This window comes from Kitasatospora sp. MBT63 (genome assembly GCF_000710465.2).
Taxonomy (GTDB): Bacteria; Actinomycetota; Actinomycetes; order Streptomycetales; family Streptomycetaceae; genus Kitasatospora.
The window spans coordinates 1-23,151 of the sequence record NZ_JAIZ01000666.1 but is presented as its reverse complement, the minus strand read 5'-3'; the positions used below and the strand labels follow the sequence as shown (position 1 = coordinate 23,151).

Here is a 23,151-nt window from a genome sequence, read left to right as displayed (position 1 = left end):
GCCGCCCGGACGTCCCTGCGGGAGGTCGACCCGCCCCCCCGCCACGACGGGGCCCGCCATCCGGTGATGCCCCGGCGCCGGATCGACGAGGACGTCCGACGGGCCGCCGCCCTGCTGGCCCGCGAGCCCCGGCGGTTCGCCGCCGAGCTGCCGCTGCCCGACCTGCTGGCCGCGGTCCCCGTGCTGCAGCCGCCGCCCATGGAGCCCCGCCCCGCACACCCCGGGCCCGCACAACCCCGGCCCGCCCGGCCGGGCCCGGCCGAAGGCGGTGCCGGCGCCGGCAGCGGCACCGTTGCGGCGCCCCGCGGCACCGTCCCCGGGCAGGCGTCGGCCTCCGCCGCCGACCGCTGCGAGCGGCAGTCCCGGGCGGACGAGCTGGAGCAGGTCCGGCGCAGCCTGGACAGCTCCCGCCGCCGCCAGGCCCGGCTGCTGGCCGAGACCGACCAGCAGGACGCGGTGCTGCGGCACGTGAGCGCGCAGGTCAGGGCGCTGGCCGCCCGACTGTGCACGCTGGCCGGGCCGGACGCGCTGGACCACGCGGGGCTGGCCGCCGACGTCTGCGCCGAGGAGGAGTGCGCGCCGGGCAGCTTCGGCGAGCTGGTCTGCCGGTTCGCGGAGTTCCCGCTGCTGGAGTTCACCGGGGACGAGAAGGAGACCCTGGCGCTGGACGGCCAGTGCGACGGCTCCGGCTGGGCCCGGCTCACCTGGGACGGCCTGACCGCCCTCCAGGAGTACGCCGCCGCGGCCGTGCGCGGCGAGGCGGGCGGCGACTTCAAGCAGTGGTGCGAGCACACCCCGGCCGGCTGCCACCACTTCCCGCCCCGCAAGGCCGTGCGCGGCGAGTCCCGTACGGTCACCAGCCACGGCAAGTGGAAACGCCAGCGGATGCTCCCGGTGCCGGCCTGTGTGGACTCCTCCCGCCGGGCGTTCATGGGCGCCCACCTGCGGATCGGCGGCGGCGGGACGGCCCCCCGGGTGCACTACCTGGACGACTGTTCCCGCAGCGGCCGGATCTACGTCGGCTACATCGGCCTGCACCTGACCAACACCCGGACCAACTGAGGAGGCCAGGAGCGGGGATCAGCGGTCGGCGGCGCGCCGTCAACCCGGCCCGAGGGGAAGGGCGGTGGCCTTCTGTCGGGCTTGGCTGACCCGCGCCGCGCGACCGTGGACAATGCTGCACAGGGCCACCCGCCGGTGGGCTCCGCCGACCGGCGCCGGACGAGCAGGGGGAACGACCGCCGATGCAGCACTCATCCGAAGGCCGCCCGGACACCACCGCCACCCTCCTCCAACCGGGCTTCCTGGCATCGGTCTTCCGGGACCTGGGCGCCGAGGTGCCGGAGCAGGGCACCGCGCCGCCGCAGGAAGGAGCCGGTCCGGGGGCGGACGCCGGCCCGGTCCGGGACGCCGGGCAGGAGCAGCCCCCCGGGCAGGACGAGGAGGTGGCGGCGCACGGCCGCGCCGCCGCGCTCGCCCACCACCGGACGGTGACCGTCCGGGCGGGGCACGAGCGGCTGGCAGACCTGCTCCGCCGGGCCGCCCTGCCGGTCTCCGCGATGGACTTCGAGAGCCAGCTGCGCAGCTACGAGCCGCGCCCGTACCCGGCCGGGGAGCCGGACCCGCAGACCGGTCCCGAGCCGCGCTGGGCGGACTTCGCCCCGCCGGAGCCGGCCGCCGACGACCCGGACCGGCCCGCCTCCCGGCTGCTGCTTGACTCCGGCTACCAGCGCGGCCTGGCCCAGGCCCGGCTGAGCCACCAGCGGGCGCTGCGCGAGTGGCGGACCAGGCAGGCCGAGGCCGACGACAGCGGTGCCCGGCAGGCCCGGCTCGCCCACGAGCAGGCCGAGCAGTCCCGGGCCAGGGCGGTCAGGGAGTACAACGAGACGCTCAAGGAGTGCCGCCGGGCCTACCGGCAGTCGGAGCCCGCCGCCGTGGAGTCCCTGCTGGAGCGGGCGCTGGCCGCCGCGGAGGGCGCCACCCAGGACCTCCCGGCGCCGTGCCGGGCCGTGTTCCGGCCGCTCACCAGCACGGCGGTGCTGGACCTCGACCTGCCGCCGCTGGACGTGGTGCCCGAGCTGGACGGCTACCGGCTCGGCGCGGGCGGGGAGGTCGAGCCGGTGCCCCGCCCGGCCGCCGACCGGGCCGCGGACTACCTGCGGCTGGCGGCCCGCCTCGCCCTGCGCGCACTGCAGGCGGCGGACGCGGTCGACACCGAGGAGATACTCGCCGGGGTGGTGCTCAACGGCTGGCTGCGGTCCGACGCCCCGGGTGCCGGGCCGCTCTGCCTGCTGAGCGTGGACGCCGACCGTGACGCCCTGGCCCGGACCAGGCTGCTCCCGGCCGAGGACGGCGGGGCGGCGGGCCCGGCCGAGGCGGGCGACGGCATGGGGGTCTACGCCGACGCGGAGCAGGACGAGGCGCTGGTCCGGCTGCGGGAGCTGGCCGCCGTGGTGACCCCGGACCCGTACGGCCCGGTCGAGGTCGAGCCCAGCGGTACGGTCGGGGCGGCGGTGCCGGCGGCGGAGGAGCTCTCGTCCAACGAGTTCGCCCACCTGGTCCGGGAGTTGCTCACCAAGGGCGGGCTGGTCGGCTGGAACGTCCGGCTGCGCGGCCCGGCCGGGCTGGTGGCGACCGGCGAGGGCGGCCCGGGCAGTGCGCTGCCCGGGCGCTGGGTGGTCTGGGCCTCGCGCGAGCCGGGTGCGGTGGGGGAGGAGCAGCTGCGCACGCTGGCCGAGGCGGTCCGGGAGGAGGGCGCCGAGCGCGGCCTGCGCCTGACCACCGGTCGGTTCACCGAGCCCGCGCTGGACCTGACGGCCGGCGCCCGGTACGAGCACATCCACCTGATCGACGGCCGCGGGGTGCAGGAGCTGGCCAGGACCCACCTCGGCCTGCCGCTCACCACCGACGGCTAGCCGACTGCCAATCGCAGGTTGTCGGTGGCGCGGTGCGGCAGGGGCCGCCGCGCCCGGCACCGGTGTCCCGGCGGATCTGCCGTCGGTCGTTGCACGGCCTGTCAGTCTGGACCCATGGGATTCGGATTCTTCGATCACTGGCGGGCGCGCGGCGAGCAGCGGGCGGAGCCCGGCGGCGGAGCCGGGGAGGACCGGCGGCAGGAGGCGATGGCGGAGCTGTTCGCCGAGTGCGGGCTGCTGCGCGAGCTGGCCGGGTCGGCCGGGGTGCGCCTGGACGACTCGGCGCAGTCGCTCTCCGCGCTCGACCAGCTGCTGCCCCGCTGGCGGGACGACCCCGAGGTCTCGGACTGGCTGGGCAACGACGCGGGCCTGTACCTCGGTACCGTGATCCGCCGCACCTTGCCGGCCGCCGAGTGGCGGCTGGGCGAGCACGGCCGCCCGCTGCTGGTGCTGCCCACCGGGCTGGAACTCGACGTCACGGCCCTCGGGCACGGCTGGGCCGACCAGGGCACCCCCGAGCTCTCCGCCGTCTACCTGGCCGCGACCGACGGCTGAACCGGCCGGGCCCGGGAACCGACGCACCGTCACCCCGACGGGCCGTCCGGCGGGCGGTCCGGGGCGCCGGCCCGCAGGCTGGGCGCAGGCTCCGGCTCGACCGGGCCCGGGCCGGGCGGTCGCGCCCGTGGGCAGCGGTCCGCGCGGCCGTCCGGCCCCTCAGTGGTTCGTCGGGAGCGGCCCGTCGGGAGTGGTCCGTCGGGGTATCCCGGGCCGGGGCGGGCGGGGCCCGCGGATCCGCCGCGGTCCTGCCCGCCGCAGGCCACCGCCGGAGGGGAGGGTCACGATGACCGCCGTGCTGGTCGCCGCGGGCGCCTTCCTGATGACCCTGATCGGCGGCTACGTCGCCCAGCGCACCGGCGACCGACGGCACCTGGTGCTCGGCTTCGCGGCCGGGCTGATGCTCGGCGTGGTCGCCTTCGACCTGCTGCCGGAGGCGCTGGCGGCGGCCCCGACCGAGGTACACGGGGTGCCGCAGGCGCTGCTGATGTTCGCGGCCGGCTTCCTGGTGATCCACATCGTCGAGCGGGCGGTCGCCATCCACCGGGGCCACGAGGGTGAGTACGCCGCGCACACCCACGGGCACGGGCACCACGGCCACGGCCACGGGCACCCCCATCCGGGGACCCAACGGGTCGGTCTGGCGGCGGCGAGCGCGCTGGTGGCGCACAGCGTGATGGACGGCTTCGCGATCGGGGCGGCGTTCCAGGCGGGCAGCACGGTCGGCACCGTGGTGGCCATCGCGGTGGTGGCCCACGACTTCGCCGACGGCTTCAACACGTACACCATCACCCGGTTGTACGGGAACGACCGCCGGCGGGCGCTGACCCTGCTCACCGCCGACGCGCTGGCGCCGGTGACGGGGGCGGGGATCACCCTGCTGTTCACCATCCCGGAGCAGCTGCTCGGCCTCTACCTGGGCTTCTTCGCGGGTTTCCTGCTGTACCTGGCGACCTCGGACATCCTGCCCGAGGCGCACAGCCCGCACCCGTCCCGGTCCACGCTGCTGTGCACGCTGGTGGGGGTGGGGTTCATGTGGCTGGTGATCGGTTTCGCGAGCTGACCGGCCGCCACCCGGGGATCCGGCCCGTCGGGCGCCGCGGTCAGTGGCCCGGCGGCCGGCCGGGCAGGGCGTCCCAGTGCCGGCGCATCGCCGTCAGCGCCGCCGTGATGGCGGGCCGGCGCGACGCCTGGCTGCGCCACAGCGTGAAGACCCGCCGTGAGGGTTCCGGGGCGACCGGGCGGGCGGCGACGCCCGCGGGGAGCGTCCCGCGACCGAGCCGGGGCACCAGTCCGATGCCGAGACCGGCGGCGATCAGGGCGATCTGGGTCTCGAACTCGCCCACCTGGTAGACCACGTCCGGCTCCTCGCCGGCCTCCCGCATGGTCCGCACCAGCCAGTCGTGACAGATGTTCCCCGGCGGCACGCTGATCCAGCGCTGTCCGCACAGGCGTTCCACCGGCACCACGTCGAGAGCGGCCAGCGGGTGGGCGGCCGGCAGCAGCAGGTCCACCGGATCCGGCCCGAGGTCGAGGCGGGCCAGCCCGGTCTGGACCGGCAGCGGCACGCTGGGCCAGTCCTGGACCAGCGCCAGGTCGACCTCGCCGCGGGCCACCAGCTCGGCGGCCAGGTACGGATCCGACTCCACCAGGCGGACGTCCAGCTCCGGGCAGCCCTCCCGCAGGTCCGCCAGGGCGCCCGGGAGCAGGCCGCGGGCGCCGGTGGCGAAGGCGGCGATCAACAGCCGGCCGACCGCCTGGCCGCGCTGCTCCTCCAGCGTCACCTCGGCCTGCTCAACCAGGGCGAGCAGTCGCTCCGCGGTGTCGGCGAGCCGGCGGGCCGCGTCGGTGAGCACCACGCCCCGGCCGCGTCGCTCCAGAAGGACCGTCCGGGTCTCGCGTTCCAGCTTGGCGATCTGCTGCGAGACCGCCGACGGGGTGAAGCCGAGGGCGCCCGCCGCGCCGCCGACCGAGCCGTGCACCGCGACCGCGTGCAGTGCGCGCAGCCGTCCGAGGTCCATCACCGCGGCCACCCCCGCCTTCCTGGTTCCCCGGGGCCGCCGTGACGACCGCCGGAACGAGCCCGATTCAGTAGTGCTTAACAGTCTGCTTCAGAACTCATCGCTGGTGCTACACGGTGGCCTGCGGCCATGCTCGATCCATGCCAGCGATCTCCGCCACCGCGCCCCCTGCCACCGCGCCCCCCGACACCGCGTCCCCCGCCACCGTCATGAGTCCGCGTCACATCGCGCTGGCGGTGGCGGTCGCCGCCGTCTGGGGCCTCAACTTCGTCCTGATCCACGTCGGCCTGGAGAACTTCCCGCCACTGCTGTTCTGCGCGCTGCGGTTCGCGGTGGTGGCGGTGCCGGCGGTGTTCCTGGTCGGACCGCCGAAGGTGCCGTGGCGCTGGATCCTCACGGTCGGCTGCACCCTCGGGGTGGCGAAGTTCGGGCTGCTCTTCCTCGGGATGCACGCGGGGATGCCGGCCGGGCTGTCCTCGCTGGTGCTGCAGAGCCAGGCGGTGTTCACCGCGCTGTTCGCCGCGGTGCTGCTGGGGGAGCGGTCCTCGGGGCTGCGGGTGGCGGGTCTGGTGACGGCCTTCGCCGGCATCCTGCTGGCCGCCGTCGACCAGGGCCCGTCCGGGCCGGTCGGCGCGTTCGTCCTGGTGATCGCCGCGGCCGGGTTCTGGGGCCTGTCCAACGTGCTCACCCGCCGGGCCGCGCCCCCGGACGCGCTGCGCTGGATGGTCTGGGTGAGTGCCGTCCCGCCGCTGCCGCTGCTCGGGCTGTCGCTGCTGGTCGAGGGCCCGAGGGCGGACCTGGCGGCGCTGGCCGGGATCGGCCCGGCGGGGATCGGGGCGATCCTCTACGTCGGGCTGCTGTCCACCCTGTTCGGCTTCGTGGCCTGGAGCTTCCTGCTGCGCAGCTACCACGCCTCGGCGGTCGCGCCGTACTCGCTGCTGGTGCCGGTGTTCGGGATGTCCTCGTCCTGGCTGCTGCTCGGGGAGCGGTTCAGCCCGCTCGCGGCCGGCGCCGCCGTACTGGTGATCGCCGGGATCGGGCTCACCGCGCTGCGTCCTCGCCGGCCGGCTGCCGGGCCCCGCGCCCTGCCTCGAACGCGCTCTCCGCGCCGCGCAGCGCCAGCAGCAGCGCGGACTGATCGGACGGGCTGACCGGCGCGAAGTACTCCTGCGCCACCTCGTGGCGGACCTGCCCGATCCGTTCCAGCGCGGCCCGGCCGTCCTCGGTCAGCACCAGCCGCACCGCCCGCCGGTCGGTCGGGTCGGGGGTACGGGTGACCAGCCCGGCCTCCTCCAGGGCGTCCACCACGGTGGTCGCGGACCGAGGTGCGATGTGCAGCCGCTCGGCCAGCTCGCTCAGCCGCATGGTCTCCCGGCCCTCGCAGCCGGGGGCGTGCGCGAGGGTGCGCAGGGCGCGGGCCTGACCGGGGGTGATGCCGTACGGCTCCAGCCGCTGCATGGTCTGCCGGCGGATCCGCTTCATCGCCCGGGTGAGCGCGTCGGCGAGTTCGGCGGCGGTGTCGGCCGTCGGCGGCGTGGTCATGGCGGGCTCCGGACTCGGCGTGCCCCGGGCCGTGGGCCGACCTGAGGTGGAGCCAGGGTATCCGGCGGTGGGCGGGCCCCGGGGGCAGGATATTGAGCCAAGCTCAGCATCTGGGGTACGGTGAGGGAACTTAGGTCATCCTAACCAGCTCGAACCGGAGTCCCGCCATGCCTCGTTCCGAAGCCCGCGTCCGCACCGACCGCCCCGCCCGTTACGGCAAGCAGCTGGCCGCCCACATGGGCCGCAAGATCCAGGCCGACTGGTCGGAGGAGACCGGCCGCGGCGAGCTCGCCTTCCGGGCCGGCACCGCCGTGCTGGTGGCCGAGGCGGGGGCACTGCTGCTCACCGTCGAAGGCGCCACCGAGGACCTGCCGGGACTGGAGGACGTCGTCGGCCGCCACCTGGTCCGCTTCGGCACCCGCGACGAGCTGGTGGTCGAGTGGCACCGCGACAACGGGGAGCCCGGCCTGGTCCAGCGCAACGAGGACGGGCCCGCCGAAGGTCAGTGAGCGGACCGGTCGGCCGCCCGGTCCGGCTCGAGGCCGTCCGGCCCGGTCGGCGCCGGGGCGGCCCACCGGGCCAGGCCCCACAGCACCAGGGCGCCCAGGCACCAGCTCGCGACCACGTCGAGCAGCCAGTGGTAGTCGCTCCACACCAGGCCCCAGCCGACCCCCGCGCACAGCAGGGCGGTCCCCGCGTACAGCCGGCGGCGGGCCGGCGCCCCGAGCTCCCGGCCCACCAGGAGCGCCGCGGCGCCGTACGCGATTGTCGAGGTCGCCGTGTGGCCGGACGGGTACCAGCCCAACTGTTCCGGCGAGAGCGGCACCCCGAACGGGCCGGGCCGGGCGAACAGGGCCTTGCCGGGGATGACCAGCGCGGGCACCAGGGCGCCGGCCAGGACGGCCACCGCCAGCGGCCGCCGGCGGCGTTGCGCACCCGCGCAGTGCCGCAGCCAGGCCGCAGTCGCGCCGCCCAGCAGCAGCAGCGCGAAGGCCGGGACGTTGCCCCCCAGGTCCGAGAGGGCGACGCCGAGGTGGTTCACGGCGGTGCTGTGCAGGTCGTGGCGGAACTCGTAGGTTGCCCGGCGGGCGACCCGGTCCAGGCCCAGCAGCGGGCCGTCGGCCGCGACCTGCCAGGAGACCACCGTGAGCAGCGCGAGCAGGGACAGCGGCAGGACCGTGGAGCGGGCGGCCGCCCCCGGGGCATGCATGAGCCGCCCCGAGGCGGGGGGGAGAGCCCCGGGGCGGCTGAGGTGATCGCCGTTCCGTGCGTCCCGGGGGGTTTGGGGCGGACGGTCGGTCGATCGGTCATGGGGGTCCGGCGCCCTGTCGGGGGCGGCGGGCCGGGTTGTCGTTAAGTCGTCTGGCTCGCTGTCCATCTGCCCATGACAGTACGTCATGACCCTGCCCTGATGGGCGGGTTCGCCCGATCGCCACAGCATCTTCACCACCGGTAGTACAACCTCCATGGCGGCTCGACGGTCCGCGCAGATCCGCGCGCGTGCACACCGGAAGGACACCTCAAACGGAACGACCCGGTCCGAAGCGGACCGGGTCGTTCGTGACGCGTCGGATCAGACGGCGGCGAAGGCGCTCTCGATGATGTCGAGGCCCTCGGTCAGCAGGTGCTCCGGCATCACCAGCGGCGGCAGGAAGCGCAGCACGTTGCCGTAGGTGCCGGCGGTCAGGACCACCAGGCCTTCGGCGTGGCAGGCCTTGGCCACCGCGGCGGTGAACTCCGGGTTCGGGTCCTTGGTGCCGGGCTTGACCAGCTCGACCGCGATCATCGCGCCGCGGCCGCGGACCTCGCCGATCACGTCGAACTTCTCCTGCATGGCGTGCAGCCGGCCGAGCATGACCTCGCCGATCCGCTTGGCCTTGCCGTTGAGGTCCTCGGACTTCATGGTCTCGATCGAGCCCAGCGCGGCGGCGCAGGCCACCGGGTTGCCACCGTAGGTGCCGCCCAGGCCGCCGGCGTGCGCGGCGTCCATGATCTCGGCGCGGCCGGTCACGGCGGCCAGCGGCAGACCGCCGGCGATGCCCTTCGCGGTGGTGATCAGGTCCGGGACGATGCCCTCGTCGTCGCAGGCGAACCACTGGCCGGTCCGGCAGAAGCCGGTCTGGATCTCGTCCGCCACGAACACGATGCCGTTGGCCTTCGCGTACTCCACGATCGCCGGGAGGAAGCCCTTGGCCGGCTCGATGAAGCCGCCCTCGCCCTGGATCGGCTCGATGATGATCGCGGCGACGTTGTCGGCGCCGATCTGCTTGTTGATCATGTCGATGGCCTGGGCGGCGGCCTCGGCGGCGCAGTTCTCCGCACCGGTCAGCCAGCGGTAGGGGTAGGCCACCGGCACCCGGTAGATCTCCGGCGCGAACGGACCGAAGCCCTGCTTGTACGGCATGTTCTTCGCCGTCAGGCCCATGGTGAGGTTGGTGCGGCCGTGGTAGCCGTGGTCGAAGACCACGACGGCGGTGCGCTTGGTGTACGCGCGGGCGATCTTCACCGCGTTCTCGACCGCCTCGGCGCCCGAGTTGAACAGCGCGGTGCGCTTCTCGTGGTCGCCCGGGGTCAGCTCGTTGAGCTGCTCGGCCACGGCCACGTAACCCTCGTACGGGGTCACCATGAAACAGGTGTGGGTGAAGGCGGCCAGCTGCTCGGTCGCCTTGGCGACCACGGCGGCGGCGCTGTTGCCCACGTTGGTCACGGCGATGCCGGAACCGAAGTCGATCAGGGAGTTGCCGTCCACGTCCTCCAGCACGCCGCCGCCGGCGCGCGAGACGTAGACCGGCAGGGTGGTGCCGACACCGGCGGCCACCGCGCCGAGCTTGCGAGCCTGCAGCTCCTGCGACTTCGGGCCGGGGATCGCGGTGACCAGACGGCGCTCCTGCGGGAGCGGCGTTGCAGCGCTCATGGTGTTCTCCAGATTCTCAAGACGCGGTAGTTCGCAGGCTACGGCGGGCCCTGCCGCCCGGGCATGCGCCACTCGGTAGCACTGGGCCGTACGACTTGTCCGGCACGGCCAGTGCCCGAGGATCGGCTACCGGCAGGTTCCGCTCCACTACATTGAGCGCGGGCGTGTCGCCGGGTGGGCGGCATGGGTAAAGGCGGCACGGGGACGGTCGTGCAGGGTGGGCACAGGGAGCGGGGCCGGGATGGAACTGGACGGCGGACACGGCCGGCAGGCCGCGCACACGGGGGAGCCGGCCGGCGTACCGTCGCAGCGGGGCGGGCGGTTCGACCTGGCGGGCTGGACGGGCGCGCCGCGCCCGGAGCCGGGGCCCGGCATCTTCCGCCTGGGATACCGGCAGGTCGACGAGGACCGCGCCCAGGACGCCTCGGTGCCGACCAAGGCACTCCTGCTGCGGGCGGTGGCCAACCTTGTCGTCGCGTGGTTCGTCTTCCCCTACGTCGTCCTGCTCGAGATCCTCGTTCTCGACTGGGTGGGGCTGCGTCAGCGCCTCACCTCGGAGAGCGCCAACCCCACCATCATCGCGCTGAACCTGGTCGCCGCGGCGGTCGTCATCTGGTTCTTCGGCCGGCTGGGCCGCTGGGCCGAGGTCTGGCGGCGCTGGATCGTCCCGGTCCTCGGGCGCACCGTGACGCAGGAGGAACCCGCACCCCGGGCGGTTCCCGCGTCGGGTGACGCGGCGGCCGATCCGTGGGCCGAGTTGCGGGGCGGGGGGGCCGGGGCGGCGGCGGTGCGGCTGGACGGGGAGGCGGTCGGGGACGTCGACTACGTGCGGATCCGGCAGGCGTGGCGGGCGGTGCGCAGCGCGCCCGAGCTGCTGCCGGCCTTCAGCGAGCAGGTGCTGGGCCGGGGGGCGGCCGCGTGCGCGCACCCGTCCGAGGCCCGCGACCTGCCGGGCCGCGGGGCCCGGCACGATCTGCTGACCGGCCAGGTGCGGCTCGGTACGGCGCAGGACGTGGTGAAGAACCCGCTCGCGCACCGCTCGGCGGGTTTCGCGCTCGACCCGGCGACGCTCGGCACCTCGCTGCTGGCCGTCGGCCCGGCGGGCACCGGGAAGACCTCCGCCCTGGCCCGGCCGCTGGCCGAGGCGCTCTGTCTGCAGGCGCTGGCCGGGACGGCCTGCGCGGTGGTGGTGGGGGCGGCCGACAGCGACCTCGGGCCGGACTCCTGGTACGACGTGGTGATCGCCCCGGGCGATCCGGCCGCCCCCTACGGGCTGGATCTGTACGGTGCGGCCCGGACCGCCGACGAGGCCGCCGCGCGGCTCGCCGACGCGCTGCTGCCCGACGAGCTGGTGCTGCGCGGGGAGAGCGCGCGGACGGCGCTGCAGCAGGTGGTCGGGCCGTTCCACGCGGCGTACGGGCGCTATCCGGGCGTCCGTGAGCTGCGCGGGCTGCTGGCCGGGGACGGCGAGGGCTGGGCGGAGCTGACCGAGGCGCTGCGCAAGGCAGGCCGGGACGCGGTGTTCGAGGCGGACCTGCAGCAGCGGGCGCGGCAGAGCGGCCGGGCCGACGACCCGGGCGTGCTGCTCGCCGACCGGCTGGCGCTGCTGGACCGGCCGGTGTTCGCGGACTGCTTCGCCGGGCCGGCCGGGGCCAAGCCGGCGTTCGCGATGCGGGCGCTCGACCACCCGCTGCGGGTGCGGGTCAAGCTGCCCGAGCGCAGCCACCCGGAGGCGGCCCGGATGCTGTCGCGGCTGGTGGTGGGGCAGTTCCTGCAGGCCGCGGCGGTGCGCGAGGAGCGCGAGCTGTTCGCGGGCCTGGTGGTGGACGACGCCTCGGCCGCGGTCGACCAGCACGCGGTGCGCGGGCTGCAGCGGATCCGGGGGCTGAACGCGGGCGCGGTCCTGCTGCTGCGGACCCTGGTGGACCTGCCGGAGGGGCTGCGGGCGCCGCTGTTCGGCGCGGTCGGCTGCCGGATGGCGTTCCCGGGGATCGCGCCGTGGGACGGCCGGCTGTTCTCCGAGGCCTGGGGGACGCACCTGGTCACCGAGACGGCGGTCACCCACACCCCCGACACCTCCGGCGGGCTGGTCCGCAAGGCCGCCCGGGGGCTGCGCAAGGCGCTGTCCGGCACGGCCGCGCAGACCCAGTCGGTCACCACCCGGGACGTCGAGCGGCACCGCTGGTCGCCGTCCGACCTGGCGCACGCGCTGCCGTCCGGCCACGCGGTGATCTCGCTGTCGGCGGTGACCGGCGAGCAGGTGCCGCCGCTGCTGGTCGATCTGCGCAGCTGAGGCCCGGTTCGGGCCGTTCCGGCAGGGGCGGCCCGGACGCCCTGACTCCGGTCCGGTGGATTCGGCGTTCCGGCTTGGCCGGGGCGTACATAATGGGGGGAGACCCCTTTCTCGCCCGGCCGCAACGGCGCGGCCTGGTCGAACCATCGAAGGTGCCATGCCCCCCACACTCGCCTCCGTCGTCCGCAACACCGCGCTCCACCTCACGGTGCTGGCCGGCGCCGACCACCTGGAGCGGCCCGTCCGCTGGGTGCACACCAGCGAGCTGGACGACCCGACGCCCTTCCTGGAGGGCGGCGAACTCCTCCTCACGACCGGTATCAAGCTCGGCAAGAGCGCGGCCCGGCTGCAGGCGTACGTCCACCGGCTGGCCGACGCCGGGGTGGTGGGCCTCGGGCTCGGGGTCGGGCTCTCGCACTCCGAGGTGCCGCAGGCCCTGGTCGACGCGGCCGCCCAGCGCGGCCTGCCGCTGCTGCGGGTGCCGGAGGCCACGCCGTTCATCGCGATCTCCAAGACGGTCTCCGCCGCGCTGGCCGCCGAGCAGTACGAGGCGGTGACCACCAGTTTCGAGGCGCAGGAGGAGCTGACCCGGGCGGCGCTCGGCAAGGACGGCACCACCGCGGTGGTGCGCCGGCTGGCCGCCCGGCTCGGCGGCTGGGCCGCGCTGTACGACGGATCGGGCGCGCTGTCCGCGGTAGCGCCCGACTGGGCGGCCCGCCGGGCCGGCCGGCTGGCCGCCGAGGTGGACCGGCTGCGCCGCCGCCCGGCCCCCTCCAGCGCCGCGCTGCAGGGCCGCTCGCCGGGCATCGACACCGCCGACGAGGACTACGTGGTGGTCCAGTCGCTGGGGGCCGACCGGCGGGCCCGCGGCTTCCTGGCGGTCGGCACCGAGGACCGGATCACGCCCACCGAGCGGTACGTGCTGAACGCCGCCGTCGCGCTGCTCACGCTGACCCTGGAGCGCTCCCGCGAGCTGCGGCAGGCCGAGGAGCGGATGGGCGCCGCGCTGCTGCGGATGGTGCTGGCCGGTGAGGTGGCGACCGCCCGGCAGGTGGCGTCCGGGCTGTTCGGCGGGCTGCCGGAGGGGACGATCCGGGTGCTGGTGGCCGGTGCGGCCGCCGGGCCGGAGGCGGCCGAGGCGCTCAGCGAGCTCGGCGACCGGGCCGAGCAGGCCGGCGGCAAGGTCGGCGAGCGGCTGCTGGTCTCCCGCGAGGACGGTCCGCACGGTCCGCGCCTGATGGTGCTGGCGCTGGACAACGGCGCCGCGCACCGGGCCTGCCTCGGCGCGGTCGAGGAGCAGGAGGGCCTGTCGCTCGGGGTCTCCGCGCCGGCCGCCCTGGAGGACGCCGGGACGGCGTACGCGCAGGCCGAGCGGGCGCTCGCGGTGGCGCAGCGCGGCGGCCGCCGCTCGGTGGACCACGAGGAGGTCGGGGCGGGTTCGCTGCTGCCGCTGCTCGGCGAGGAGGCGGTCACCGCCTTCGCCGAGGGGCTGCTGCGGCCGCTGCGCGACCACGACCGGACCGCCCGCGGGGATCTGGTGGCCAGCCTGCGGGCCTGGCTCTCGCGGCACGGCCAGTGGGACGCGGCCGCCGCCGACCTCGGGGTGCACCGGCACACCCTGCGCTACCGGATGCGGCGGGTCGAGGAACTGCTGGGCCGCTCGCTGGACGACACCGACGTCCGGATGGAGCTCTGGCTGGCCCTGCGGTCCGGCGAGGACTGACCGGGCCGCGGGGACTGACCGGGCCGCCGGGCCGACCGGGCCGTGGCGGCCTACCGGGCCCGGCGTCCGTTGCCATCTCGCCATGGTGTAGTGGACCGGCGGCCGACCGCTCCGCTGCGTCCAATCCGGTTTGCTCCATCCGGGTCCTACCGTGGGTGGCAGGTTCCGCGTCCGTGGAGCCGCAGACGACGAGGAGAGGGCCGGTACGACCGTGACCACCACCCATGAGTTCTGGCTGGCCGGCCGCAAGGCGAGCGGCGACGGGGACTTCGAGGTCCGCCACCCGTACGACGGCAGCCTGGTGGGCAAGGTCAGCGTGCCCACCGACGCCCAGGTGGAGGAGGCGGTCGCTGCCGCCGCCGCTGCCGCCCCGGTCTTCGCCGCCACCCCGGCGCACGTACGCGCCGCCGCGCTGGACCACGTGTCCAAGCGGCTGGCCGAGCGCACCGAGGAGATCGCCCGCCTGATCACGGCCGAGAACGGCAAGCCGATCAAGTGGGCCCGCGGCGAGGTCGGCCGGGCCGTCTCGGTGTTCCGCTGGGCCGCCGAGGAGGCGCGCCGGACCAACGGCGAGACCATGCGGCTGGACACCGACCCGGGCGGCACCGGCCGCTTCGCGGTGGTGCGCCGCTTCCCCAAGGGTGTCGTGCTGGGCATCGCGCCGTTCAACTTCCCGCTGAACCTGGTCGCCCACAAGGTCGCCCCGGCGATCGCGGTCGGCGCCCCGATCATCCTCAAGCCGGCCCCGGCCACCCCGCTGTCCGCGCTGGTGCTGGGCGAGATCCTGGCCGAGACCGACCTGCCGGCCGGCGCCTGGAGCGTGCTCCCGGTGCCGAACGAGAAGATGCCGGCGCTGGTCCAGGACGAGCGGCTGCCGATCATCTCGTTCACCGGTTCCGACAAGGTCGGCTACCAGATCATGGACTCGGTGCCGCGCAAGCACGTCACCCTGGAGCTCGGCGGCAACGCCGCGGCGATCGTGCTCGCCGACTGGTCCTCGGAGGCCGACCTGGAGTGGGCGGCCACCCGGATCGCCACCTTCGCCAACTACCAGGGCGGCCAGTCCTGCATCTCGGTGCAGCGGGTGATCGCGGACGCCTCGGTGTACGACGCGCTCGCCGAGAAGGTCGTCGCCAAGGTGCAGCAGCAGGTCACCGGTGACCCGTCGGACGACGCGGTGGACGTCGGCCCGCTGGTGGACGAGAACGCCGCCAAGCGCGTCGAGGCCTGGGTCGAGGACGCCGTCGCCAAGGGCGCCAAGGTCCTCACCGGCGGCACCCGCGAGGGCGCGGCGTACGCGCCGACCGTGCTCGCCGAGCTGCCCGCGGACGCCATCCTGGCCTCGGCCGAGGCCTTCGGCCCGGTGCTGTCGCTGCACCGGGTGGAGTCCACCGACGAGGCCTTCGCCGAGGCCAACAACTCCGCCTTCGGCCTGCAGGCCGGCGTCTTCACCCACGACGTGCAGGTCGCCTTCCGCGCCCACCGGGAGCTGGAGGTCGGCGGCGTGGTGATCGGCGACGCCCCCTCGTACCGGGCCGACCAGATGCCGTACGGCGGTGTGAAGGACTCCGGTGTGGGCCGCGAGGGCGTGCGCTACGCGATGGAGGACTTCACCTACGAGCGGGTGCTGGTGCTGACCGGCCTCGACCTCTGAGCCCTCCGGCTCCGGGCCCCGCGCGCGGAGCCGTCCGATGCCCCGTCACCGCAGGCCGGTGCCGGGGCATCGGCGCGTCTTGACACCACCGGCACCCCGGCGTAGTCCGGAGAGCAGGGGGACGACGTCAGGAGAGTCGTCATGCTGGGTGACCTGGTGGGTGTGGAGTCGGGCCGTACGACGGTCCAGCGGGTGGTCGCTTCGGACCACGGGCTGCCACCGGCGGTGGAGACGTCGTTCGAGGCGGACGGGCAGCTGCTCGGCGTACCCGTGCACGACCTGGGCAGCTACACCGCCCGGCTGCGGGCCGACGGCACGCTCAGCGGCCTCGGCCAGGGCGTCCTGATGAGCCCGACCGGCGCGCACGCCTCCTGGACGGGGCTGGGGGTCGGCCGGTTCGCCGAGGGCGGCGGCACCAGCTGGCGCGGGGTGATCGTCTACGAGAGCGCCTCGCCCGAGTTCGCGGACCTGCGCGGCGTGGCCGGGGCCTTCGAGTGGGACGTCGAGGCGGACGGCTCCGCACACGGGAAGCTCTGGGCCTGGAAGTAGCCCGCGGACGGGGGAGGCGGGGCACGGCGCGTGCGCGGACAGGCCACAATGGTCCGCATGAACTCGCTCGCCCACCCGCAGCTGCGCTTCACTCCGACCGTCCAGGACCCGTCCGGCCCCCGGGAGCTGGTGATCCTCGGCTCCACCGGGTCGATCGGCACCCAGGCCATCGACGTGGTGCTGCGCAACCCGGACCGGTTCAAGGTGGTCGCGCTCTCCGCGGCCGGCGGCCGGGTGGCGCTGCTGGCCGAGCAGGCGCTGCGGCTCGGGGTGCACACGGTCGCGGTCGCCGACGAGGCGGCCGTCCCGGCGCTGCGCGAGGCTCTGGCGGCCGGTGCCGCGGGCCGACCGCTGCCGGAGATCCTGGCGGGCCCCGAGGCGGCCACCGAGGCGGCCGGGATCGAGTGCCACTCGGTGCTCAACGGCATCACCGGTTCGATCGGCCTGGCCCCGACCCTGGCGGCGCTGCGGGCCGGCCGGGTGCTGGTGCTGGCCAACAAGGAGTCGCTGATCGTCGGCGGCCCGCTGGTGAAGGAGCTGGCGAAGCCCGGCCAGATCGTCCCGGTCGACTCCGAGCACGCCGCACTGTTCCAGGCGCTGGCCGGCGGTACCCGGGCGGAGGTGCGCAAGCTGGTGGTCACCGCCAGCGGCGGCCCGTTCCGCACCCGGACCCGGGAGCAGCTGGCCGGGGTCACCCCCGCCGAGGCGCTGGCCCACCCGACCTGGGCGATGGGCCCGGTCGTCACGATCAACTCGGCCACCCTGGTGAACAAGGGCCTGGAGGTGATCGAGGCGCACCTGCTGTACGACGTGCCGTTCGACCGGATCGAGGTCGTGGTCCATCCGCAGTCCGTCGTGCACTCGATGGTGGAGTTCTCGGACGGCTCCACGCTGGCCCAGGCGAGCCCGCCGGACATGAGGATGCCGATCGCGCTCGGCATCGGCTGGCCGGACCGGGTCCCGGACGCGGCGCCCGGCTGCGACTGGACCAAGGCCGCGACCTGGGAGTTCTTCCCGCTCGACAACGAGGCCTTCCCCGCCGTCGAGCTGGCCCGCGAGGTGGGTACGCTCGGCGGCACGGCCCCGGCGGTCTTCAACGCGGCCAACGAGGAGTGCGTGGACGCCTTCCTGCAGGGCCGGCTGCCCTTCACCGGGATCGTGGACACTGTGGCCAAGGTGGTCGTGGAGCACGGCGCCCCGGCGGGAACTTCCCTGACGGTGGCGGACGTACTCCACGCGGAGGACTGGGCCCGGGCCCGCGCCAGGCAGCTGGCCGCCGGGTGACCGGCCCGGACGGCGAGCGGAGCGGCATGACGGAGGACCGGCAGTGAACAACCTGATGTGGGCGCTGGGGATCCTGATCTTCCTGGTGGGCCTGCTGTTCTCGATCGCCTGGCACGAGCTCGGGCACCTGTCGACGGCCAAGCTGTTCAAGATCCGCGTCCCGCAGTACATGGTCGGCTTCGGGCCGACGGTCTGGTCCCGCAAGAAGGGCGAGACCGAGTACGGCATCAAGGCGGTCCCGCTCGGCGGCTACATCCGCATGATCGGGATGTTCCCGCCCGGGGCCGACGGCCGGATAACCAAGCGCAGCAGCTCGCCCTGGCGGACCATGATCGAGGACGCCCGGGAGGCCTCCTACGAGGAGATCCAGGACGGCGACGAGGACCGGATGTTCTACACCCGGAAGCCGTGGAAGCGCGTCATCGTGATGTTCGCCGGGCCGTTCATGAACCTGATCCTGTCGGTCGTGCTGTTCCTGGCGCTGTTCATGGGCATCGGCCAGCAGATCGCGGTGCCCACCGTCGCCACCGTCAACCAGTGCGTGGTGAAGGCCGGCCAGCCGACCGACACCTGCCCGGCCGACGCCCCGCTCTCCCCGGCCAACAAGGCCGGCCTGCGCAGCGGCGACACCGTGCTGTCCTTCGGCGGCGACCGGATCACCACCTACCGCCAGCTGCAGGACGACATCCGCGACTCGGCCGGGCGGACCGTGCCGATCGTGGTGCAGCGCGACGGACAGCAGGTCGTCCTGCAGGCCGAGATCGCCACCAACACGCTGCCCGCGATGGACAAGGACGGCTTCGCGATCAAGGGCAGGACGGTCGAGGCCGGCTTCCTCGGCATCACCCCGGCGACCGGCGTGCACCACCTGTCGGTCGGCGAGAGCGCCGAGCAGATGGGCAAGATGGCCGAGCACGGCATCGAGTCGCTGGCCGCGCTGCCGGGCAAGATCCCGAGCCTGTGGCACGCCGTCGTCGACGGCACCCCGCGCTCCACCGACGACCCGATCGGCATGGTCGGCGCCGCCCGCCTCGGCGGCGACGTGTTCGCGATGGACCTGCCGGCCACCCAGCAGCTCGCCTTCTTCGTCCAGTTGCTGGCCGGGATCAACCTCTCGCTGTTCCTGTTCAACATGCTGCCGCTGCTGCCGCTGGACGGCGGGCACATCGCGGGCGCGCTCTGGGAGTCGCTGCGCCGCCGGTTCGCCGCGCTGGTGCGCCGGCCGGACCCGGGCCCGTTCGACGTGGCCCGGCTGATGCCGGTGGCCTACGTGGTGGCGGGGATCTTCATCTGCTTCACGGCGCTGGTGATGGTCGCCGACATCGTCAACCCGGTCAGAATCAACTAACTCTTGTCCGAAGCGGCCGAGTGTGCTCCGCCGCTCGGCCGTGGCGTACCTTTGTAAGCCGGGCGTGCCCTTCGGCGGCCGCCCGGCGGGGCCAGTCCACCCGGCCCGCTCACCTACCTCGACCTGGGGAACCCTGCGCACATGACCGCGATCTCGCTCGGTATTCCGTCCCTGCCGCTCAAGCCGCTGGCCAAGCGCCGCGTCTCGCGCCAGATCATGGTCGGCAACGTCCCGGTCGGCGGCGACGCCCCGATCTCGGTCCAGTCGATGACCACCACGCTGACCTCCGACATCAACGCGACGCTCCAGCAGATCGCCGAGCTGACGGCCTCCGGCTGCCAGATCGTCCGGGTCGCGGTGCCCTCGCAGGACGACGCCGACGCGCTGCCGATCATCGCCAAGAAGTCCCAGATCCCGGTCATCGCCGACATCCACTTCCAGCCGAAGTACGTGTTCGCCGCGATCGACGCCGGCTGCGCCGCCGTCCGGGTGAACCCCGGCAACATCAAGGCCTTCGACGACAAGGTCGGCGAGATCGCCAAGGCCGCCAAGGCCGCCGGCGTCCCGATCCGGATCGGCGTCAACGCCGGCTCGCTCGACAAGCGCCTGCTGGAGAAGTACGGCCGGGCCACCCCCGAGGCGCTGGTGGAGTCCGCGCTCTGGGAGTGCTCGCTGTTCGAGGAGCACGACTTCCGCGACATCAAGATCTCGGTCAAGCACAACGACCCGGTCGTGATGATCAACGCCTACCGCCAGCTGGCCGCCGCCTGTGACTACCCGCTGCACCTCGGCGTCACCGAGGCCGGCCCGTCCTTCCAGGGCACCATCAAGTCCGCGGTCGCCTTCGGCGCGCTGCTGGCCGAGGGCATCGGCGACACCATCCGGGTCTCGCTCTCCGCCCCGCCGGCCGAGGAGATCAAGGTCGGCAACCAGATCCTGGAGTCGCTGAACCTGCGCCAGCGCGGCCTGGAGATCGTCTCCTGCCCGTCCTGCGGCCGCGCCCAGGTCGACGTCTACAAGCTCGCCGAGGAGGTCACCGCCGGCCTCGAGGGCATGGAGGTGCCGCTGCGCGTCGCGGTCATGGGCTGCGTCGTCAACGGCCCCGGCGAGGCCCGCGAGGCCGACCTCGGCGTCGCCTCCGGCAACGGCAAGGGCCAGATCTTCGTCAAGGGCGAGGTCATCAAGACCGTCCCCGAGTCGAAGATCGTCGAGACCCTGATCGAGGAGGCGCTCAAGCTCGCCGAGCAGATGCAGGCCGACGGCGTCGCCTCCGGCACGCCGACCGTCGTCGCCGCCGACTGAGGCGCCTGCGCTCCGTCGTGAACGGGGGCCGTCCGCCCACGGACGGCCCCCGGCCTTGTCTGCGTCCCTCAGGGGAGTAGGGTGCCGCAGAGTTGTCCTGAGAGGTGCCCGTGCTCGATCGAGGTGTGATGCTCCCCGGCCCGTTCCAGGTCGCCCGGGCCCTGTCGGCCACCCGCGTGCTGGAGACCAGCGACGTCGCGGACGCGCTGGAGATCCTCCACCGCGACCCGGTGGCCAACGCCTTCGTCGCGACCCGGGTCGAGGCCGTGGGCCTCGACCCCTGGCGGCTCGGCGGCGAGATGTGGGGCTGGTCCGGCGAGGACGGCCGCCTGGAGTCGCTGTGCTACGCCGGCGCCAACCTGGTCCCGGTCAACGCCGGCCCCGAGGCGGTCCGGGCGTTCGCCGAACGGGCCCGTCGGCAGGGCCGCCGCTGCTCCTCGATCGTCGGCCCGGCCGACGCCACCGCCATCCTGTGGGCGCTGCTCGAACGCAGCTGGGGACCGGCCCGCGAGGTCCGCGGCCACCAGCCGCTGATGGCCACCGAGACACCCGCCACCGAGGTCGCCCCCGACCCGCTGGTGCGGCGGGTGGGCCGGGGCGAGGTCGAGGACCTGATGCCGGCCTGCGTCGCGATGTTCACCGAGGAGGTCGGGATCTCCCCGCTGGCCGGCGACGGCGGCCTGCTCTACCAGGCCCGGGTGGCCGAACTGATCGCCGCCGGACGCTCGTTCGCCCGCTTCGACGACGACGGCCGGGTGGTCTTCAAGGCCGAGATCGGCGCTGTCACGGCCGGCGCCTGCCAGATCCAGGGCGTCTGGGTGGCCCCCGAGTACCGCGGCCGCGGCCTGTCCGAGACCGGGATGGCGGCGGTGGTGGAGATCGCCCTGCGCGAGGTCGCGCCGACCGTCTCGCTGTACGTCAACGACTACAACGTGCGGGCCCGGGCGGCGTACCGCCGGGTCGGCTTCCGCGAGGTCGGCGCCTTCATGAGCGTGCTGTTCTGAGGTGGGGACCGCTGCGCGGGCGCACCACCCGCCGGGCCGCGGCCGGGCACGGCACCGGATCGCCGGATGATCGCCCGGGACGGGGGCGAAGTAGTAACGTCCGGGGCATGACGCAGCTGACCGAGGTGACGATCGAGGCCATCGATCTGGCCGCGTGGGCGCCGGCGGCGCTGGAGGTGCAGGCGGTCGCCTTCGGGCTCGGACCGGCCGAGGTCGCGGTCCGGCTGCCGCTGGTGGGCCGGCACGCCCTTCAGCCCGGGGTGCTGGCGCTCGGTGCGATGTCCGGCGGACGGCTGGTGGGATTCGGCTACGGCATGCCCAACCACCGCGAGCACTGGTGGAGCACGGTGATCCAGCCGTACCTGGAGGCCGCGGGCCACGCGGACTGGCTGGACGGCGTCTTCGCGATCACCGAACTGCACGTGCTCCCCGAGTTCCAGGGCCGCGGGGTGGGCAGCTCACTGATCCGCACGCTCTGCGAACGCTCCGGCCTGGACCGCTCGATCCTCTCGGCGATCGACGAGGAGACCCCGGCCCGGCGGCTCTACCGCGCCCTCGGCTACCGGGACCTGGCCCGGGCGGTGCGTTTCCCGAACACCCTGCGCCCGTACGCCGTGATGGGGGCCCCGCTGCCGCTGCGCCCGCGTCACAGCCAGGACGCGAACTCCAGGTAGAGCTCGGCCTGTTCGCCCGCGCCGGTGGACAGGTGCCACAGGCCCGCCTCGACCGTGCGGAACAGCGTCCAGCCGCGCAGCCGGTCGTGGTCCACCTCGACCGCGTCGGCGAGCTGGTGAAGCCGGCGCCGCAGCGCGCCGCGCGGGCCGGGGGAGCCGGCCAGGGTGTCCAGCCGGTCGCGGGCCAGCCGGGCGAGGTCGTAGGCGCGCTCGCCGACCAGCGGTCGCGGGTCGATCGCGAGCCAGGGCGCGCGGTCGGCGGCGAGCACGTTGCCGTGGTGGAAGTCGCCGTGCAGCAGCAGGTGTTCGGGCTGGTCGGCGGCGAGCGCGGCGGCCGTCTCCAGGGCCTCGTCGACCAGGGGCAGCGCGTCGGCCGCGCCCGGCAGCGCGCGGTGCTCGCGCACCAGCGCGGACAGCTCGGCCACCCGCTCGGCGAGCGGGGTGAACGGATGGTCCTCGCCCGGCTCCACCCACAGCCGCTGGAGCAGTCCGGCCGCCTCCAGCATCGCCTTCGCCTCGGCCAGCGAACGCAGCGGGATGTCGCCGTGCAGCCGCTCCAACAGCAGGACGCCCTGGTCCGGTTCGGCCGCCAGCAGCAGGACGGCGCCGCGGCCGGCCCAGCGGGTGAGCGCGGCGTGCTCCTGGGCGGTCTCCCGGTTGACCACGCCGATCTTCAGGACGGCGGGGGCGAGGTCGTCGGACCGGTGCACGTAGCCGACCAGGCTGATCCGGCCGCCGGGCTCGCAGATCCGCTCCAGCACCAGCCCCCGGCGGTCGAGTTGCTCGGCGAACCGGCCGGGGAGGCCGGCCAGCCAGTCGAGGCCGGCGCCGCCCTCCCAGAGCCGGACGGTCTGGGTCAGCCGCTCGGGGACGGCGATCTGCCCCGGTTGTGCCGTCATGACGGCCTTTCGGTCGTTCCGGTCCCCTTTGGGCGTGCTCGCTCATTGTCGGCCATCGGGCGGTCCGAGGGCGCGTTTGCGCGGTCGCGTCGGATGAGGCAGCCGGCGGGACTCTGCCCGCACGCCCTGGCCCCTCGGGCGCTCGGTGGTGCCGCCGGGTCCGGCGGCGGCGCGGCCTCAGTGGCCGGGGGAGGAGGCCGCGCTGCCCGTGGCGCCGCTCCCGCCCGTGCCGCCGCTCCCGCCCGTGCCGCCGCTCCCGCCCGTGGCGGTGCTCGCGCCCGTGGCGGTGCCCGGTGCGGGCAGGCCGGGCAGCGCCGGTGGCTGCGCGCCCCAGTGCAGGGCGCGCAGCGCGCTCTCGCGCAGCGCGTCGGCGGCCTGGAGGCGGACCGGTGCGGTGCCCGCGCCGGCCAGCTCGGCGTAGACGGTGGTCAGCCGGGTCTCGATGTGCGCGGCCAGCTGGCCGGCGGTCGCCGG

The 23,151-nt window shown here is 74.8% G+C and carries 20 protein-coding genes and 1 pseudogene; 15 read left to right on the top strand and 6 right to left on the bottom strand.

Annotated features, from left to right (window positions below; genetic code table 11):
- The 4 genes and pseudogenes from AA75_RS34940 to AA75_RS34925 form a co-directional block, all read left to right on the top strand.
- Nucleotides 1-1,062: pseudogene (locus tag AA75_RS34940) on the top strand (hypothetical protein); the annotation flags it as partial.
- Nucleotides 1,063-1,244: 182 nt separating this feature from the next.
- On the top strand, nt 1,245-2,915 hold the full coding sequence (locus AA75_RS34935; RefSeq protein WP_033824386.1) for a restriction endonuclease: 1,671 nt from the start codon (nt 1,245-1,247) through the stop codon (nt 2,913-2,915).
- Between the two features lie 114 nt (nt 2,916-3,029).
- Nucleotides 3,030-3,470 carry a DUF6278 family protein gene (locus tag AA75_RS34930; RefSeq protein ID WP_033824385.1) on the top strand — a complete coding sequence of 147 codons (441 nt, stop codon included), beginning with the start codon at nt 3,030-3,032 and terminating at the stop codon, nt 3,468-3,470.
- Between the two features lie 286 nt (nt 3,471-3,756).
- Complete coding sequence (locus AA75_RS34925) at nt 3,757-4,533, top strand: ZIP family metal transporter (RefSeq protein ID WP_033824384.1); 777 nt, start codon at nt 3,757-3,759, stop codon at nt 4,531-4,533.
- A 40-nt stretch (nt 4,534-4,573) separates the two neighbouring features.
- Here the strand turns inward: AA75_RS34925 and AA75_RS34920 are convergent, their stop codons facing one another.
- The gene (locus AA75_RS34920) at nt 4,574-5,494 is read right to left on the bottom strand and encodes a LysR family transcriptional regulator (protein ID WP_033824397.1); all 921 of its coding nucleotides are present in this window, start codon (nt 5,492-5,494) and stop codon (nt 4,574-4,576) included.
- A gap of 206 nt (nt 5,495-5,700) precedes the next feature.
- Here AA75_RS34920 and AA75_RS34915 point away from each other — a divergent pair, with 206 nt between their 5' ends.
- Nucleotides 5,701-6,642: an EamA family transporter gene (locus AA75_RS34915; RefSeq protein ID WP_033824396.1), complete on the top strand. Its 942-nt coding sequence runs from the start codon at nt 5,701-5,703 to the stop codon at nt 6,640-6,642.
- On the opposite strand, the gene AA75_RS34910 is transcribed toward AA75_RS34915, so the two are convergent.
- Nucleotides 6,533-7,033, bottom strand: coding sequence for a MarR family winged helix-turn-helix transcriptional regulator (locus tag AA75_RS34910; RefSeq protein WP_063794505.1), 501 nt, complete (start codon nt 7,031-7,033; stop codon nt 6,533-6,535). The two genes, AA75_RS34915 and AA75_RS34910, sit on opposite strands and share 110 nt — an antisense overlap.
- Before the next feature lie 167 nt (nt 7,034-7,200).
- On the opposite strand from AA75_RS34910, the gene AA75_RS34905 reads away from it, so the two are divergent.
- The gene (locus tag AA75_RS34905; protein WP_033824383.1) at nt 7,201-7,542 is read left to right on the top strand and encodes a DUF2218 domain-containing protein; all 342 of its coding nucleotides are present in this window, start codon (nt 7,201-7,203) and stop codon (nt 7,540-7,542) included.
- Here the strand turns inward: AA75_RS34905 and AA75_RS34900 are convergent.
- The gene (locus AA75_RS34900) at nt 7,536-8,243 is read right to left on the bottom strand and encodes a phosphatase PAP2 family protein (protein ID WP_051813991.1); all 708 of its coding nucleotides are present in this window, start codon (nt 8,241-8,243) and stop codon (nt 7,536-7,538) included. The two genes, AA75_RS34905 and AA75_RS34900, sit on opposite strands and share 7 nt — an antisense overlap.
- 363 nt (nt 8,244-8,606) lie before the next feature.
- Nucleotides 8,607-9,947, bottom strand: a complete 1,341-nt coding sequence (gabT, locus tag AA75_RS34895; RefSeq protein WP_033824382.1) for a 4-aminobutyrate--2-oxoglutarate transaminase — start codon at nt 9,945-9,947, stop codon at nt 8,607-8,609.
- Between the two features lie 241 nt (nt 9,948-10,188).
- On the opposite strand from gabT, the gene AA75_RS34890 reads away from it, so the two are divergent.
- The 9 genes from AA75_RS34890 to AA75_RS34850 all read left to right on the top strand — a co-directional run bounded on the left by AA75_RS34890 (nt 10,189) and on the right by AA75_RS34850 (nt 21,778).
- Nucleotides 10,189-12,240 (top strand): hypothetical protein, encoded by a 2,052-nt coding sequence (locus AA75_RS34890; protein ID WP_051813990.1) that lies wholly within the window; start codon nt 10,189-10,191, stop codon nt 12,238-12,240.
- A 157-nt stretch (nt 12,241-12,397) separates the two neighbouring features.
- Nucleotides 12,398-13,963 carry a PucR family transcriptional regulator gene (locus tag AA75_RS34885; protein WP_033824381.1) on the top strand — a complete coding sequence of 522 codons (1,566 nt, stop codon included), beginning with the start codon at nt 12,398-12,400 and terminating at the stop codon, nt 13,961-13,963.
- 211 nt (nt 13,964-14,174) lie between these two features.
- Nucleotides 14,175-15,617: an aldehyde dehydrogenase family protein gene (locus AA75_RS34880; protein WP_033824380.1), complete on the top strand. Its 1,443-nt coding sequence runs from the start codon at nt 14,175-14,177 to the stop codon at nt 15,615-15,617.
- 141 nt (nt 15,618-15,758) lie between these two features.
- Nucleotides 15,759-16,166 (top strand): hypothetical protein, encoded by a 408-nt coding sequence (locus AA75_RS34875; RefSeq protein ID WP_033824379.1) that lies wholly within the window; start codon nt 15,759-15,761, stop codon nt 16,164-16,166.
- A 57-nt stretch (nt 16,167-16,223) separates the two neighbouring features.
- Nucleotides 16,224-17,450: a 1-deoxy-D-xylulose-5-phosphate reductoisomerase gene (dxr, locus tag AA75_RS34870; protein ID WP_033824392.1), complete on the top strand. Its 1,227-nt coding sequence runs from the start codon at nt 16,224-16,226 to the stop codon at nt 17,448-17,450.
- 43 nt (nt 17,451-17,493) lie between these two features.
- Nucleotides 17,494-18,798: an RIP metalloprotease gene (locus tag AA75_RS34865; protein WP_149038558.1), complete on the top strand. Its 1,305-nt coding sequence runs from the start codon at nt 17,494-17,496 to the stop codon at nt 18,796-18,798.
- Nucleotides 18,799-18,939: 141 nt separating this feature from the next.
- Entirely contained in the window at nt 18,940-20,100 is a 1,161-nt protein-coding gene (gene ispG / locus AA75_RS34860; protein ID WP_033824378.1) for a flavodoxin-dependent (E)-4-hydroxy-3-methylbut-2-enyl-diphosphate synthase, read from the top strand.
- Between the two features lie 128 nt (nt 20,101-20,228).
- Nucleotides 20,229-21,104, top strand: coding sequence for a GNAT family N-acetyltransferase (locus tag AA75_RS34855; RefSeq protein ID WP_051813989.1), 876 nt, complete (start codon nt 20,229-20,231; stop codon nt 21,102-21,104).
- A 107-nt stretch (nt 21,105-21,211) separates the two neighbouring features.
- The gene (locus AA75_RS34850; RefSeq protein ID WP_033824377.1) at nt 21,212-21,778 is read left to right on the top strand and encodes a GNAT family N-acetyltransferase; all 567 of its coding nucleotides are present in this window, start codon (nt 21,212-21,214) and stop codon (nt 21,776-21,778) included.
- Here the strand turns inward: AA75_RS34850 and AA75_RS34845 are convergent.
- Together AA75_RS34845 and AA75_RS34840 are read right to left on the bottom strand one after the other, a co-directional pair.
- Nucleotides 21,751-22,677 carry an aminoglycoside phosphotransferase family protein gene (locus AA75_RS34845; protein WP_033824376.1) on the bottom strand — a complete coding sequence of 309 codons (927 nt, stop codon included), beginning with the start codon at nt 22,675-22,677 and terminating at the stop codon, nt 21,751-21,753. The genes AA75_RS34850 and AA75_RS34845 overlap by 28 nt on opposite strands.
- A 177-nt stretch (nt 22,678-22,854) precedes the next feature.
- Nucleotides 22,855-23,151 (bottom strand): DUF4439 domain-containing protein (locus AA75_RS34840; RefSeq protein WP_149038557.1); only part of this gene is annotated, 297 nt, incomplete at its 5' end.

Bases quoted from the DNA above. Each gene is read 5' to 3' on its own strand.
- AA75_RS34935 (WP_033824386.1), top strand. From the start codon at position 1,245: ATGCAGCACTCATCCGAAGGCCGCCCGGACACCACCGCCACCCTCCTC.
- AA75_RS34930 (WP_033824385.1), top strand. From the start codon at position 3,030: ATGGGATTCGGATTCTTCGATCACTGGCGGGCGCGCGGCGAGCAGCGG.
- AA75_RS34925 (WP_033824384.1), top strand. From the start codon at position 3,757: ATGACCGCCGTGCTGGTCGCCGCGGGCGCCTTCCTGATGACCCTGATC.
- AA75_RS34915 (WP_033824396.1), top strand. From the start codon at position 5,701: ATGAGTCCGCGTCACATCGCGCTGGCGGTGGCGGTCGCCGCCGTCTGG.
- AA75_RS34910 (WP_063794505.1), bottom strand. From the start codon at position 7,033: ATGACCACGCCGCCGACGGCCGACACCGCCGCCGAACTCGCCGACGCG.
- AA75_RS34905 (WP_033824383.1), top strand. From the start codon at position 7,201: ATGCCTCGTTCCGAAGCCCGCGTCCGCACCGACCGCCCCGCCCGTTAC.
- AA75_RS34900 (WP_051813991.1), bottom strand. From the start codon at position 8,243: ATGCATGCCCCGGGGGCGGCCGCCCGCTCCACGGTCCTGCCGCTGTCC.
- gabT (WP_033824382.1), bottom strand. From the start codon at position 9,947: ATGAGCGCTGCAACGCCGCTCCCGCAGGAGCGCCGTCTGGTCACCGCG.
- AA75_RS34890 (WP_051813990.1), top strand. From the start codon at position 10,189: ATGGAACTGGACGGCGGACACGGCCGGCAGGCCGCGCACACGGGGGAG.
- AA75_RS34885 (WP_033824381.1), top strand. From the start codon at position 12,398: ATGCCCCCCACACTCGCCTCCGTCGTCCGCAACACCGCGCTCCACCTC.
- AA75_RS34875 (WP_033824379.1), top strand. From the start codon at position 15,759: ATGCTGGGTGACCTGGTGGGTGTGGAGTCGGGCCGTACGACGGTCCAG.
- dxr (WP_033824392.1), top strand. From the start codon at position 16,224: ATGAACTCGCTCGCCCACCCGCAGCTGCGCTTCACTCCGACCGTCCAG.
- ispG (WP_033824378.1), top strand. From the start codon at position 18,940: ATGACCGCGATCTCGCTCGGTATTCCGTCCCTGCCGCTCAAGCCGCTG.
- AA75_RS34855 (WP_051813989.1), top strand. From the start codon at position 20,229: ATGCTCCCCGGCCCGTTCCAGGTCGCCCGGGCCCTGTCGGCCACCCGC.
- AA75_RS34850 (WP_033824377.1), top strand. From the start codon at position 21,212: ATGACGCAGCTGACCGAGGTGACGATCGAGGCCATCGATCTGGCCGCG.
- AA75_RS34845 (WP_033824376.1), bottom strand. From the start codon at position 22,677: ATGACGGCACAACCGGGGCAGATCGCCGTCCCCGAGCGGCTGACCCAG.